This window comes from Aquipuribacter hungaricus, from assembly GCF_037860755.1.
Classification (GTDB): domain Bacteria; phylum Actinomycetota; class Actinomycetes; order Actinomycetales; family JBBAYJ01; genus Aquipuribacter; species Aquipuribacter hungaricus.
Genome location: NZ_JBBEOI010000024.1, coordinates 14,313 through 27,780 on the forward strand (window position 1 = coordinate 14,313; position 13,468 = coordinate 27,780).

At 73.8% G+C, this 13,468-nt stretch carries 13 protein-coding genes; 6 read left to right on the plus strand and 7 right to left on the minus strand.

Annotation, left to right across the window (positions count from 1 at the left end; all coding sequences use genetic code 11):
* Window positions 1–637: 637 nt before the first annotated feature.
* The 7 genes from WCS02_RS05560 to WCS02_RS05590 form a co-directional block, all read right to left on the minus strand.
* Window positions 638–2,617 carry a hypothetical protein gene (locus tag WCS02_RS05560; protein WP_340290851.1) on the minus strand — a complete coding sequence of 660 codons (1,980 nt, stop codon included), beginning with the start codon at window positions 2,615–2,617 and terminating at the stop codon, window positions 638–640.
* A gap of 260 nt (window positions 2,618–2,877) precedes the next feature.
* The gene (locus WCS02_RS05565) at window positions 2,878–3,120 is read right to left on the minus strand and encodes a hypothetical protein (protein WP_340290853.1); all 243 of its coding nucleotides are present in this window, start codon (window positions 3,118–3,120) and stop codon (window positions 2,878–2,880) included.
* Window positions 3,121–3,252: 132 nt separating this feature from the next.
* Window positions 3,253–3,558 carry an ArsR/SmtB family transcription factor gene (locus WCS02_RS05570; protein WP_340290855.1) on the minus strand — a complete coding sequence of 102 codons (306 nt, stop codon included), beginning with the start codon at window positions 3,556–3,558 and terminating at the stop codon, window positions 3,253–3,255.
* Between the two features lie 50 nt (window positions 3,559–3,608).
* The gene (locus WCS02_RS05575; protein ID WP_340290857.1) at window positions 3,609–5,084 is read right to left on the minus strand and encodes a MinD/ParA family ATP-binding protein; all 1,476 of its coding nucleotides are present in this window, start codon (window positions 5,082–5,084) and stop codon (window positions 3,609–3,611) included.
* Window positions 5,081–6,649 (minus strand): hypothetical protein, encoded by a 1,569-nt coding sequence (locus tag WCS02_RS05580; RefSeq protein WP_340290859.1) that lies wholly within the window; start codon window positions 6,647–6,649, stop codon window positions 5,081–5,083. Before WCS02_RS05580 ends, WCS02_RS05575 begins: the two co-directional genes overlap by 4 nt.
* A complete protein-coding gene (locus WCS02_RS05585) occupies window positions 6,636–7,832 on the minus strand; it encodes a M15 family metallopeptidase (protein ID WP_340290861.1) in 1,197 nt (398 codons plus the stop codon). The genes WCS02_RS05580 and WCS02_RS05585 overlap by 14 nt, the downstream gene beginning before the upstream one ends.
* A gap of 30 nt (window positions 7,833–7,862) precedes the next feature.
* The gene (locus tag WCS02_RS05590; protein ID WP_340290863.1) at window positions 7,863–8,255 is read right to left on the minus strand and encodes a hypothetical protein; all 393 of its coding nucleotides are present in this window, start codon (window positions 8,253–8,255) and stop codon (window positions 7,863–7,865) included.
* 243 nt (window positions 8,256–8,498) lie between these two features.
* Between WCS02_RS05590 and WCS02_RS05595 the strand changes: the two genes are divergently transcribed.
* From WCS02_RS05595 to WCS02_RS05620, 6 genes are all read left to right on the plus strand, one after another.
* Window positions 8,499–9,152, plus strand: a complete 654-nt coding sequence (locus WCS02_RS05595) for a DUF6668 family protein (RefSeq protein WP_340290865.1) — start codon at window positions 8,499–8,501, stop codon at window positions 9,150–9,152.
* Window positions 9,152–9,421: a hypothetical protein gene (locus tag WCS02_RS05600; RefSeq protein ID WP_340290867.1), complete on the plus strand. Its 270-nt coding sequence runs from the start codon at window positions 9,152–9,154 to the stop codon at window positions 9,419–9,421. The genes WCS02_RS05595 and WCS02_RS05600 overlap by 1 nt, the downstream gene beginning before the upstream one ends.
* Window positions 9,422–9,434: 13 nt before the next feature.
* Entirely contained in the window at window positions 9,435–10,199 is a 765-nt protein-coding gene (locus tag WCS02_RS05605; protein WP_340290869.1) for a DUF8175 domain-containg protein, read from the plus strand.
* Window positions 10,192–11,775 (plus strand): hypothetical protein, encoded by a 1,584-nt coding sequence (locus tag WCS02_RS05610; protein ID WP_340290871.1) that lies wholly within the window; start codon window positions 10,192–10,194, stop codon window positions 11,773–11,775. Before WCS02_RS05605 ends, WCS02_RS05610 begins: the two co-directional genes overlap by 8 nt.
* Window positions 11,772–13,274 (plus strand): SCO6880 family protein, encoded by a 1,503-nt coding sequence (locus WCS02_RS05615; protein WP_340290873.1) that lies wholly within the window; start codon window positions 11,772–11,774, stop codon window positions 13,272–13,274. The genes WCS02_RS05610 and WCS02_RS05615 overlap by 4 nt, the downstream gene beginning before the upstream one ends.
* A partial coding sequence (locus tag WCS02_RS05620; protein ID WP_340290875.1) for a hypothetical protein occupies window positions 13,271–13,468 on the plus strand: 198 nt, incomplete at its 3' end. The genes WCS02_RS05615 and WCS02_RS05620, both read left to right, overlap by 4 nt.

The following is a 13,468-nucleotide window of genomic DNA, read 5'->3' on the forward strand; positions in this document are numbered from 1 at the left end:
AATTGCTCAAAAACGGTCACAGACTCCGTGAGTCTGTGCTCTGTTGGTTCGTGAGTCTGTGCCAGTCGGCAGGGTCATCGTTGAACTGGCTGGCCGCGTGCTCGGGGGTAGGGACACCGCGGCTCCTCGCCGACGGAGGCTTGGGCGAGCGAGAGGTTCCGGGCGTCGCGAACCACGTCGCAGGAGAGCTCCGGGGCTGCCCCAGGCGTTGGCGTGCAGCACGGTCACGGACTCCGTGAGTCTGTGCTCTGTTGGTTCGTGAGTCTGTGCCTGTCGGCAGGGTCATCGTTGAACTGGCTGGCCGCGTGCTCGGGGGTAGGGACACCGCGGCTCCTCGCCGACGGAGGCTTGGGCGAGCGAGAGGTTCCGGGCGTCGCGAACCACGTCGCAGGAGAGCTCCGGGGCTGCCCCAGGCGTTGGCGTGCAGCACGGTCACGGACTCCGTGAGTCTGTGCTCTGTTGGTTCGTGAGTCTGTGCCTGTCGGCAGGGTCATCGTTGAACTGGCTGGCCGCGTGCTCGGGGGTAGGGACACCGCGGCTCCTCGCCGACGGAGACGTAGGCGAGCGAGGTTGATCTTGGTGGCTCATCCAGTGGTAAGGCCGGTGGCGCCCGGACTGCCGTGGCCGGGACAAGCTGTTAGGCCGCGCGCCGCCTGCCCGTGTCGCAGGCGGCCTGCTGTTGGTCGCTGGTGGGGGAGTGGTCGGTGGTGCCGGCGGCGACGATGGCGCGGGCGGCGCGGAAGTCGGCGCGCCCGTCGGCTCGTCGGGGGTGGGCGCCGAGGGTGGTGGTGCCGGGCTCGGCGAGCAGGTCCAACTGCCCGGTGCCGGCCCGGCGGGCGGGGTGGGCGCGGCGTGGGGCGAGCATCCAGGCGTGCTCGGCCTGCCACCAGGCCCACGCGGCCCGCTCGACGCGATAGCGGCGTTCGCGTTCCAGGAGGACACCAGCCACTCCGCGCGCCGCCGCCGCCGCATCACGAGGGTCGCGGTGGTCATGCCCTGGTCGGGACCAGGTGTCACCGACTTGCTCGAGAAGGCCGGCGTCTGCGAGCTGGCCCAGGACGACCTGAAGCTCCTCAACCGGGTGGCCGGTGGCCCGCGCGAGGGCCAAAGCGATCATGGGGTGGCTCAGGCGTGCCCAGATGTTCCCTGCCAGGTGACCGAGCCCAGGTCTGGTGGTGAACGCATCGTGCGCGGCAGCAGTCGTGCGGGCGGTCAACTCGCCGAGCAGGGTGAGACGTTCTGCGGGCCCGGCCCCTGCGGGGCGCGGGTCCGCTTGTGACCGGTCAGTAGTCACGCCTCTGTGGATGGCCCCTGGGGGGACCGCGGCTAGAGGGGCTGTGGCGAGGGAGACGGCGTCGTGGGAGACGGCTCGGGGGGTGATGGTCCAGCGGGCGCCGTGGGGTCCGGTGGCGGCCTGGGACAGGGCGATCCACCCCTCACCGGCGAGGCGCAGCAGACCTGTGCGGGCGGTCTCCCGGCCGATCCCGGCCAGCAGGGCCACCCGTCGGGTGTCGGCCTCCACGTCGGCGCTGATGGCCTGCAGGGCCAGCCTGCAGAGGACGTCCAGGACGCGGCGGTCGGTGGGCCCGGTCCGGGTGCCCCACCGCCCGGCGGTGGCGTCCGCGCGTTCCTGCACCGCCCGCACCGCGGCGGTGATGGCGTCGGCGCGGGCGTCGAAGGTGGGGTCGGCGCCGACCTGGCGGGCGGTGGTGGCCACGTGCTGCACGGCCTTGTGCCACTGCCGGCGCAGCACCACCGCCGCCGACGCCGGGCCCCGGGCCGGTCGGGGTCGGCGGGTGGAGCCCTCGCGCAGGGTGCGGACGTGCTCCAGCCCCGGCGAGGTGGGCACCAGGGCGGCGACGTCGTCGTGTCGCCAGCGGGCCGAGGCAGCACCGATCAGGACCGTCCACGCCACCGCAGAGGCATCACCCACCACCGCACCGCTCCCCACGGCCCCGTCCACGACGGTGCTGGTCTGCAGCGCGGCCGCGCTGACCGCGGGCAGCGCCCGCCGGGCACCCGGCAGGTACAGGTGACCGTGCCGGTCCACCGGCAGCGGGATGCGCGCCGTCGGGTCGTGCGCAGGCTCGGTGTCGTCGACGAGCTGCGCGAGGCGGCTCACCAGGGCACGGACCTGCTCCGGGGTCGTCGAGGGAGCCGTGAGCGTGCCCAGGTCCCCGCGCAGGACCTGCGAGGTGCCGCCGTCGCGGTGCGGAGCACCGGGAGGCCGGACGCACCCGGTCACCGGGTTGCTCAGCGGGGCGATGTCCAGGCTCGGGCACAGGTGCCGGGCCAGGCGCGCCAGGGTGGCCACGGTGGCCGCGTCCACCGACGCCTGCAGCGCCACCCACACGTGCCGGCCGCCGGACGGGCCGGACCGGCACACCACGTGGCCAATCCCGACGTCGTCGAGCAGGCCTGCGATGACGTCGGCGTCACGGTGGGCGGGGGGGGGGCCGGTCTTGGCGTCCAGGTCGAAGACGAGCAGGCGAAACCGCTGGTCAGCACCGGCGAGGTAGACCGCCCACGGCAGCCCCGGCTCGTCCTGGTCCAGGCCCCGGTGCACGGGGAAGCTGTTGAGCACCGTCCCGTCGGCCTCGACCGTCGCGACACGCACCGCAGGGCGGGGGCTGATCTCACGCGTCAGCGCCCACGCGTCGATGCGACACGGCGCGACGGACTCCCCGGACATGCTTGCGCCCGGGCCGTCAACGGCTACCCTTGCAGGCAGCATCAAGCCTCCTAGCGTCAGGCACGAAAAAGCCTCACCTGGGGGTCTCCGCTCCGGAGACATCACGGACCAGTGCTACCTGGTCTCGAACACTTAGACGACAGGCCCCGTTGGCGCGGGGCCTTCGTCGTGTCTAGGGCATGGCCCTAGGCAGATCGCGGCAGCGGCAGCTCCTCCTGGTGCATCAACGACTCCCACCACACCGGCAGGCCGTCGTCGCCGAGCGGGGTGTGAAGCACCATCGCCTCGACGACGGCCCACTTCGGCGCGCCCGTGACCGAGGACACGTGGTCGACGATGGCCTTGGTCCCGGCGTCGACCTCGGTGAAAAGCGCAACGCGGCCGTGGCCGGAGCCACGGGGGCGCCGCGTAACAGCGGGCTGCGTCATGCCGCTGAACCTAGGGATATGTCTAGTCGGCGGGGGGGACGCCGGCGGCGTGTCGCAGCGTCACATGCGGGGACCAGTGACGCTGCGCTCAACCACGAGACCTCCAGCTCGGCCTGTGCGGCAGTGCGGACGTCAGCCGAGCAGTTGGGTGTTGAGGTGGTCGACGAGCTGCTGGAGGCGTTGGTGGTTGAGGTGGTAGCGGACGCTGCGGCCGCGGCGTTCTTCGGCGGTGAGGTCGCCGGTGATGATGCCGGCGGCCTCGAGTTCGCGCAGGTGGGGCGCGAGGCTGGGCCCGGCGATGCCGGTGCCTTCTTGGATGGCCCCGAGGTGGGCGTCGGTGCGGCTTCGCAGGAAGCGCACGACCGCGAGCCGTTGGGCGCTGCGGGCGATCTTTCCCAGGGCGTCCAGGTCGGCGTCGGGTGGGCGGCTCGTCGGCACGGGTGGGGTCCAGTCGGGGCGGTCGGCGGCGTGGTCATCACGCGGGAGGCTCAGAGGGTACGGGCGACCGCGGCACCGGCGGCGAGCCATGCCCGCTGCGTGGCCGGACGGAGGGTGGCGAAGCGGAGGTGGCCACCGACCATGGCGGGGTCGAAGGGGATGGTCGCGACGTGCTGGGCGAGGGGCGCGAAGCCGCCTGCGACGCGGCGTGCGTCGTCGCGGGGGGCGCTGCGGTCGGCCTGGTTGACCACGACGACGGCCTGGTCGGCCAGGGCTGCGGCGCGGGCGCCCCGGGCGGCGAGGCCCTCGAGCAGGAGGGCGCCGGCCTCGGCGTGGTCGTCGCGGGTGGTGGTGGCCACCACGATCTGGTCGGCGAGGTCGATCATCCGCCGCCACATCGCGTCGGACTCGTCGTTGCCGGAGTCCATGACGATGATCCGGTAGTACTTCGCGGCGACGGCGTGGAGTGCGTCGACGTCGTCGACTCCGAGCCGCTGCTCGTCGGCCAGGGCCATGGGCTTGGAACGCAGGACGTCGTAGCGGTCCCCGGTCTGGTGGTGGACGAAGCGGGCGATGTCGGCGGCCTGGGCGCTGGTGCCCTGCAGCCGGTCTGCCTGGGGGAGGAGGTCCAGCAGGGTGGTCTGGTGCGGGCCCTGCTCTGTGCGCCAGCCCAGGGTGCCGCGGGTCTGGTTGTGGTCCCAGGCGAGGACACCGGCGCCGCCGTGGCGGGCGAAGACGGCCGCTAGGCAGATGGTGGTGGGGGTCTTGCCCGCCCCGCCCTTGCCGTTGACGACGGCGATGGTCCGCCGTCCTGGCCAGTGCTGGCTGACGGCCTGCACGTCGTCCCGTTCGGCGCGCTCTGCTGCGCTGGGCGGCACGCGGATACCCAGGCGTCCGAGCAGGGCCCGCACACCGGTGGTGGCCGGCGGTTCGACCCGTTCGACGGTGAGGAACGACTGACGCGCCTCGCGCCTGGTACTGGGACTGGCGGGCACGGCCGCCGGGTCGCCGGTCTCGTGCCGGGCGGCCACGGCGAACTGCACGGCTGCGCCGGGCTGCGGTGCCAACCGCTGCGACGGGGCCGGCCGCTGGGACGGGGCCGACGCCCACCGCACGGGCGAGAAGGGCGCCGGCTGGTCTTCGACGGGCGGGCTCAGGACGACGGACGGGCTCGGGACGACGTCTACTGCGCCAGCGGCCGGACCACCCGCCGGTGGGACGGTTGACCCTGAGGCGGCCGGTGCGGCGCCCGCCGCCGGGTAAGGCGCGCTGCGTCCTGCCGGCGGCGCCGGAACGGCCGGCTTGGTGACGTCGACTGCGCCGTCGGGGTGCACGAGCAGCTGGTGGGTCTGCCCGTCGCGGTGGGCCTGCACGTCGAGGGGCTGCCCGTGCCGTGCGGCGTGCTCGATGAGGACGGCGAGAGCCTCGGCCTGGACCTGCTCAGGGGTCGCGGCGCTGAGGTCGACGCGGCCCTCGGGCAGGGCGACGCTGCCGGTGCCGTCGTCGGCGACAGTAACGGTGATCATGGCTGGCCTCTCGGTTCGCGGGGCAGGGTGCGGGGCAGGGTGCGGGGCAGGGTGCGGGGCAGGGTGTACAGCAGGGTCTGGTCGACCTTGTCCGCGACGACGTAGACGACGTCGTCGTCGGCGGCCGCGGGCAGGACGGGCTGGCTCGGTGGTTCGGTGTAGGCGGTGACCTCGACGTCGTCGGGGTCGCTGGCGTCGATGACGACGGCGGCACGGTCGACGGTGGCGTACACGGTGCGCCCGGCCACGGCCGCGGGCTCGACCCCTCGGCCGAGGTCGACGACGGCACCCGCGGCGACGTCGACGAGCACCGGGCCGAGGGTCAGGGTGCCGCCGCCGGCGTCGCGGACGGGCTCGTCGCGGTCGCTGACCGCCCGCGCGGGCACCGTGGTGTGCGCGGTGACCGTGCCGCCGTCGTCGCCGGTGAGGTCGAGGAGGCCGACGACGTCGCGGGCGGTGTCGCTGGTCGGCCACACGCCGATCAGGTGCTCGTCGTCTGCGGCGGACATCAACCGTGGTGCGCCGCTCGCGCCGGGGGGGCGGGGCAGCGTGTGCTGCTCGGGTTCTGCGTCGGCGCTGACCAGCCACCAGCTGCTGGCGTCGGTGGCGACCACCCCGCGGTCGCTGGCCAGCACGGGCGTGGCGGGCACGGGCACGTCGCGGCGGCGCAGGCCCTGGTCGGTGAGCATGGCCACGGTCTGGTCCTCCAGAACGACCAGCGGGACCGAGCCGAGGAAGCTGACCTCGGCCCGCGCGTCGAGCTCCACCTCGGTCGCGGTGACCTGGCCCGCGCCGGCGCCGCCGGTGCTGGCGGTGCCGCCGTCGGTGCCGGTGTCGGTGCCGCTCGTGTCCAGCGGCCACAAGTGCAGGGTCTGCCCGGTCGCCGCAGCCAGGACGGGCCGGCCCTCGACGCTGCTGAGGTGCACCGGGCCGGGGGCGCGCGAGCCGCGCCACGTCACCCGGCCCGTCGTCGGGTCGACGACGTGCAGGGAGCCGTCGGGCCCGGTGGTGACGACGCTGCCGTCACCACGCAGCAGGACCTCGGCGCGGTCGCCGACGGCGCGTGACCAGCCAGCCCGTGTCGCGAAGCCCGGGGGCACCAGGACCGGCACGTTCGCGCCCTGCCCGGGCGGGTCTGACCCGACCGGGGCGGTTGCCGGTGCGGCCTCGAACCGGGAGGCGGCCCAGACGCCGGCGCCGCCGAGACCGAGGACCACGGCAATGCCGGCCAGGCTGGCCACCGCCAGCCCCCGGCGAGGGCGGGACCGGGTGGTCCGGGTGGTCCGGGTCGCCCCCGCCGGCGTGGTGGCGCCCAGGTCGTGGGCCTGGCCGTCGGCGGTCACCACCATCAGGTGCGTCCCGCCGGCGGAGGTGGCGCGCACCCGCACCGCGCCGAGGGAGCGGTCGCGCACCATCGCGGCGACGGCATGGACGCCGGCGTCGGTGGGTGCCTGGTCCGGGCCGATGGGTACCGGTCGCCCGTCGAGGGTGACGGTGTCGTCCTCGAGCAGCGCGAGGGTGAGGAGCGGGTAGGCGGGGACGGCGGCCAGCTCAGACGGTCGCATCGGGCACCCCGTAGAACTCCCAGTGCCAGGGCTCGTCAGGCCCGGAGCCGCCCCGGTGCGCCCAGGTGGGGTTGACCCAGCCGTAGGCGGGGGCGTTGGCCCTCATCCAGGCGTACTGCGCGCTGGTGTAGCTGTTCACGCCGCCGCCCAGGTCGACCGCGAGCCCCCACCCGTGGTTGGAGGTCCCGGGCGTGGCGGCGTAGGAGCCCTTCTGGGCCTTGAGGGAGACCTGCCGGGCGTAGTCGCGGTAGGTGGAGGTCAGCGCGAGGTGGCGGCCGAACTGCGCCCGGTAGGCGTTGTCGAGCGCGGTCAGCGCGAGGGTGGCGTCCGAGCGCAGCGCGTGCCCGGAGCCCCACGGGACCGGGCTGAGCGCGCTGGCGGGGATCCGGCCGTTGGAGTGCCCGCCCCACGGGCCTGGCTCGCCGTACCCGGCGGTGACGACCCCTCCGGCGGGGGCCGCGGCGGCCGGGCACGCCGACGCCCCGCCCGTGGTGGTGGCGCCGGGGGGCAGGTCGACGCCTGCCAGGGCGGCCACGACCTGCCGGGCCGGCTCGTACCAGCGCACGTAGTGGAAGGGGTCGTCGTTGCGCTGGGTCCTGTGCGCGGCGAGGGTGGGTTCCAGGCTCGCCCAGCCCGGCACGGCGGTGAGGGCCCGGAAGTAGTTGAGGCTGCTGGTGGTGGGGTCCATCCGGTCCGCCAGGCTGCCCCACGCCCCGTTGTCCCGCTGCTGGAACAGCCCGCGGCTGTCGGGGCCGACGGCGTCGCCGCGGTCCAGCACCCGCAGGCCGGACTCACCCATCGCGGTCATGACACCGATGACCTGGGCCTGCAGCGGCAGGCCCAGCTGTTCGGCGGCGGCCATGATGTGCGCGGCGTTGGTCAGCTGGACGCCGGAGTACCCGGCGACGGGCCCCACCGGGACGGCCACCGCGCTGGCGTCTGCGCTGACCTCCGCGCTGACCTCCGCGCTGGCCTCCGCGCTGGCCTCTGCGCTGGCCTCTGCGGTGGCCTCTGCGGTGGCCTCTGCGGTGGCCTCTGCGGTGGCCACCATGCCGGGGCCGCCGGCGACAGCGAGGGGGCCGGTCGGCCCGCAGGTCTGGGACCCGCCACCGAGGACGACCACCAGCAGGACCGGGACGAGGACCAGGCCCGTGCCGCCGGCGACGGCGCCTCCTGCGCTCACCGACGTCCCCCGGCCAGGCTCACCGTGGGCTCACCGTGGGCTCGACGGCGGCGGGGTCAGCGCGTGGACGAGCCAGGTGTCCTCGACGCTCTGCCGGATCAGCTCGACCCGGTACTGGCCGACGTCGGTGCCCACCAGCGCCGTCATCTGCGTCGCGCTGGGCGCCGCCGCGAGCACACCGGCATCGGTGACCGCCGAGACCCGGACGTTCGCCGGGTCGGTGCCCTCGAACGCGTACCGCGCCTCCGGGCTCAGGTGCGCGGAGACCTCCGGCCACCAGGTCTCGTACGGCCGCTCGCGGTCACTGAACGCCGTCAGCGCGCCCACCGCGGCCTGCAGGCCCGCGTCGGCGGCCCCGTCGTCGAGCACGTCAGCCGCCGAGGGCGTCGACGTCGGGCCTGCGGCGGCGGTGGTGGTGCTCACCGGTGCGGGCACGGGGGCCCGCGACGCCACGACACCGGGTGCCGAAGCACCCCCGGTCGCCGCCGTCGTGGTCGTAGTGTCGGCGCACCCAGTCAAGATGACAGTCACGAGCAGTAGCCCCGCCCCGGTCGCACACCGCTGTGCCATCCGCCACCTCCGTGTCACGATCACTCTTACAAGAGTATCACCCATGTGCGATACTCTGTGATAGTACGGCAATAGCCCATTGGTTAGGAGTCGATCATGCGGAGACGTGAGGTGCCTGCTGCCGCGCGGAATCCGTTCCTCACGGTGGCCGCCGCCGTTCCTGCTGTCGAGGTGCTGGACCGTGACCCGCTGTGGGACGACGCCGTCGTCCTGGGCGGTCCCGCCACGCCCGCCGCGGCGCCGGACGTCGACGTCAGCGGCGTGCGGCCGTGGCCGACCGTGGAGACCAGCGACCGCCCCACGGTGTTCGTGATGGCCCTGCACGGCGGTGCCGGAGCGAGCACCCTCGCCGGGCTCCTGGGCGACGGCGCCGCCGACGCGGGCCAGCGGTGGCCCGTCGCCGCCGGCTGGGAACGACCGCTGCCGTCCCTGCCCGTCGTCGTGGTCGCGCGCACCCACCACCACGGCCTGCAGGCCGCTGATCGTCTTGCCCGCCTGTGGGCGGCGGGCGAGCTGCCCGGGTCGACGTTGCTCGGCCTCGTCCTCGTCGACGACGCACCCAAGCTCCTGACCCAGCAGCGGCGCACCGCGCGCCGGCTGGGTCGGATGACCCCACGGGGCTGGCACCTGCCCTGGAACGAGGTGTGGCGGATCCAGCCGCCCACCCCTGACACCACGCCCATCCGGGTCCGCCGGACGGTCGACAGCATCCGCGCCAGCGCGCGCGGCAACCGAAAGGACGCCCCCTGATGACGATCTTCATGGCCCACATCGCCGCCGTGCTCCCGGACCCGGTCCCCGAGCCGCCGCCGGGCGTCGAGGGCTTCACCACCGTCCTGAACTGGCTCGCGTGGGGGGTGATGATGCTCGGCCTGGCGGGCTTCCTCAGCTCCGCCGGCTACCTCGCCTTCGCCGGCTTCACGGGCCGCGAGATCACCGGGATCAAGGGCCTTGTGATCGCCGTCATCGTCTGCGTCCTGGCTTCGGCCGCTGGCGCCATCATGCGCGTCTTCATCTGATCGAGGAGCGCCGATGGCCAGCGAGAACGACCCCACCGAATCGCCCTTCAACATGTGGTGGTGGCTGTCGGCCGGTTTCCTCGTGCTCCTGGCTGTCGTCGCGACCGTCGTCTTCATCACCAGCGGACGGCCGGGGGAGCCGGCGGCACAGTCCGCGACGAGGTCCGAGGCCGCGCAGCCCGAGCCCACGGCGGCTACAGCGTCAGCGACAACACCAGCCGGTGAGGCAGGAGACTGCGGACTCGCTGCCGACAGCCAGGACATCCCCGTAGCGGGTCCAGAGGCTGACTGGACACCTGCGGGGTTGTTCATGGTCCCGACATCGCCGGAGTACGGCCCGGAGGCGTCGCAGTCGTCAGGGTGGACGTGCTTCGCCCACTCACCGACCGGCGCGCTCTTTGCTGCCGCACACTTCACGGCTGGAGCCATCGGGCCCGACTACGCGTCCTTCATGGCTGACGCAGCAGTTCAGAACGCGGCACTGGAAACATGGCTTGCCAGTCAGGACCCGGATGCGCACCGTCAGGAACCTGGGCGCGTCGCCCAGATTGCAGGGTACGAGTTCCTTGAGGTATCCCCGGCTGATGAAGTACGACCGAATCGCGTCGCTGTGAACCTTGGGTTACGTCAGTCATCTGTCGAAGCCGCCTTCCGTGTCGAAATGGTGTGGGACGAATCGGCGGGTACGTGGAAGGGTGACATGACCGGGACACAGTTCGAGCCGACAGTGATCGAGCTCGCTGCGGTCACCGCTTGGGGAGCGGCAGGTAATGGCTGAGGCTGCGATTCCCGAATGTTCGATTATTGATGTCGGCTGCAAGGTCAGTAGCGGCGTCACCGGCGCAGTCACTGAGATTGGCGCGAACGCTGTAGCGGATTTCGTCCGCTCGATGGCGGATGGCGCGGTCAACGTGCTGACGTGGTTGAGCACGTTCTGGCTGGAGGTGCCGACGCCGGACATCGGGGGTCAGTCGGTGACTCGCATCCAGGAGTCGCTGTCGTGGTACACGTTCTGGTTCGCCGTGGCGGGCATCCTCATCGCGCTGCTGCGGGTCGCGGTGACGCACCGGTTCGCCAGCGGCGTCGGGGGCGTCAAGATGGTGGTGAACCTGGTGGTGGTCTCGGCGGCGCTCACGGCGACGTTCGAGGCCGCGCTGCGGGCTGGTGACGCCTTCGCGCCCTGGATCGTGGAGAGCGTCACCGGCGAGACGATGAGCCTTGAAGGGTTCCTCACGGTCGACCTGCTGATGGCGGCCGGGACCGGCCCGGGCCTGATCCTGGCACTGTTCGCGTTCCTCGGTTCCCTGGCCAACGTCGCTTTCATGATCCTGCGGAGCGCCCTGGTTCTGATTCTCTACGCGTTTCTGCCCACGCTGGCGGCGGCGTCGGCGTCGGAGAGCGGCGCGCAGGCTTTCCGTAAGGCCATCGGCTGGATGATCGCGTTCGTCCTCTTCAAGCCTGTGGCGGGGGTCATCTACGCCCTGGGGATCCTGCTCCTGCGCGAGCCGGTCTCGTTCGCCAGCCTGGACGAGGCCGGTAATGGCCTGTATCTGACGTCGGTCGCGGTGGTCGTGATCGCGGCCGCGGCCCTGGCCCTGCCGGCCCTGGTCAAGTTCGTCACGCCTGTCGCTGCGGTGGGCACCTCGGGCCTGTTCTCGGGGGCCGCCGCCGGCGCCGCAGTGGTGGCCACGGGCGCGGCGGTCGTCGCGATCGGCGCGACCGGTGGGGCCGCAGCCGCTGGCGGCGCCGCCAGCGCCGCAGGGGCTGGTGCTGGTGCGGGTGCCGGTGCGGGTGCCGGTGGTGGCGCCGTCGGCGCAGCGACCACGTCGGGGGGTGCCACTGCGAGGACCACAGCAGCTGGGGGCGGTACGTCCACGAGCTCGGGCGTCGGCGCGTCGACCGGTGGTGGGCCGAGGTCTCCCGGCGGCGCGGGGGAGGCGTCCGCGGACGGCGGTCCGGGTACGGGTACGGGTCAGACGCCGGCGGGACCCCCCGGGTCTACGCCGGGGGACGCGTCCTCTGGGAGGGCGTCGAGCGCGGTGACGCCGGGCGCAGGAGGGGCCGGTGCCACACCTGGTGCGTCACCGGGTGGTGGGACGGCGCAGCCCGCCGGGGTCCCGGCAGCCACGGGCTCGGGCTCCGCGACCCCGACCGCCTCACGGGGCGGCGGGACGGCGGCCTCCGGGGCCGCCCGGGGTGCACCAGCGGGCGGGGTCAGCAGGCCCGGCCCGCCCGCGGGCCACCGCGGCGGTGCGGCGGGCGGGGCGAGGACGGTCGGTGATCTCGGCGCGAGGAGCGGCCTGGCGGCCGACGGAGCTATGGACGACGTGACCAAGGGGGAGGCGGAGTCATGAGCGGGTCGACGAGCGTGGTGACGTACGGGAACTTCGTGCGGCCGGCGCGGCAGGGCGTCCTCGGGCTGCCCATGGGGGTGGCACTGCTGTGCATCCCCCTGGTGGTGGGGGTCGTGCTGATGCTGGTTCAGACCTGGTACCTCGCTGCGGTGGGGACAGCCGTGCTCGGTGTCGTCGCCGCCGGCCTGGCCGTGGTCGGCACTCGGCAGGGCCGCAGCATCTACAGCAGGCGGCTGCTGCTGGGCGCGCACCGGCGCAAGACCGCCCGCGGGGACAACCTGTACGTGGCCGGACCGGCCGGGAAGGTCCCCGACGGCTCGTTCACCCTGCCCGGGCTGATGGCACCGAGCGCCCTCAGCCAGCATGCTGACGCGTTCGGCACCCCGTTCGGCCTGCTCCACCTGCGCGGCGCGAGGCACTACACGGTCGTCCTGGAGGCCTACCCGGACGGGGACGCGCTGGTCGACCAGGCGCGGATCGACTCCCAGGTGGCGCACTGGGGGGCCTGGCTCGGCCAGCTGGCACTCGACGAGGACGTCGTGGGGGCCAGCGTGACGGTGGAGACGGCCCCGGACTCCGGGGTCCGGCTGACGCGCATGGTGCAGGCCAACCTGGTCGAGGACGCGTCGGCGTTCGCGCGGACCGTGATCGAGGACGTGGTGCGCGAGCTGGGCACCGGCTCCCCGATCATCACCACCCGCATCGCCGTCACGTTCTCCGGGCGCAGCCACGACGGCCGCGGCCGCGACCGCGGCGTGGCCACGATGGCGGAGGAGATCGGGAACCGGCTCCCGGTGCTGCTGGCGTCGCTGTGGGAGACCGGGGCCGGCACCTCCGTGAGGGCGTGCACCGCCCAGGACATCGTCGACTTCACCCGCACCGCCTACGACCCCACGGTGGCCACCCAGGTCGAGCAGGCCCGCGCCGAGGACGGCACCGGCCTGACGTGGGCCGAGGCCGGACCCACCTTCGCCGACGACCAGGTCGAGCAGTACTTCCACGACCGGGCGGTGTCCCGCTCCTGGCAGATGTACGAGGTGCGCGAGGGCCAGTTCCACTCCAACGCCCTGACCCGGCTCCTCGAGCCGAACGGCGGCGTGCTGCGCAAGCGGGTCACGCTGCTGTACCGGCCGGTCCCCGCCGGTCAGGCCGCCGACGCGATCGAGGCGGAGCTGAACAACGCCATCTTCACCGGCTCTCAGAAGCAGCAGGTGTCCGCCCGGCAGCGGGCACGGCTGGCGTACGCCCACAAGGCCGGCGAGGAGGAGGCGCAGGGTGCGGGCCTGGTCCGGTTCGGGGTCATCGTCACCGTCACCTGCGCCGCCCAGGCGGACTTCCCCCGCCTGGAGCGGCTGGTGCCCTCGCTGGGCAACCAGGCCCGCCTGCGTCTGCGGCCCGCGCTCGGCAACCAGGCCGTCGCGTTCCAGGCCGCGCTGCCGCTCGGGCTGGTGCTGCCCGAGCACTCGATGCTGCCGGCCCAGCTGCGGGACTACCTGTGACGACCACGACGACCCCGACGCCCGGTCCGTCCGGTCCGTCCGGTGAGCGGGCGGGCCTGACGCTGACGCGGCGGGAGGCCCGCGCCCTGGCCCGCCGGGCGCGGCAGGGCTCCGCCGCCGGGCAGGGCGAGCGGTGGCTGCCGAGGTTCTGGCAGCAGGCCGCGGCCGGCCGGGCCGCCGCCCGCCGGCGTGCC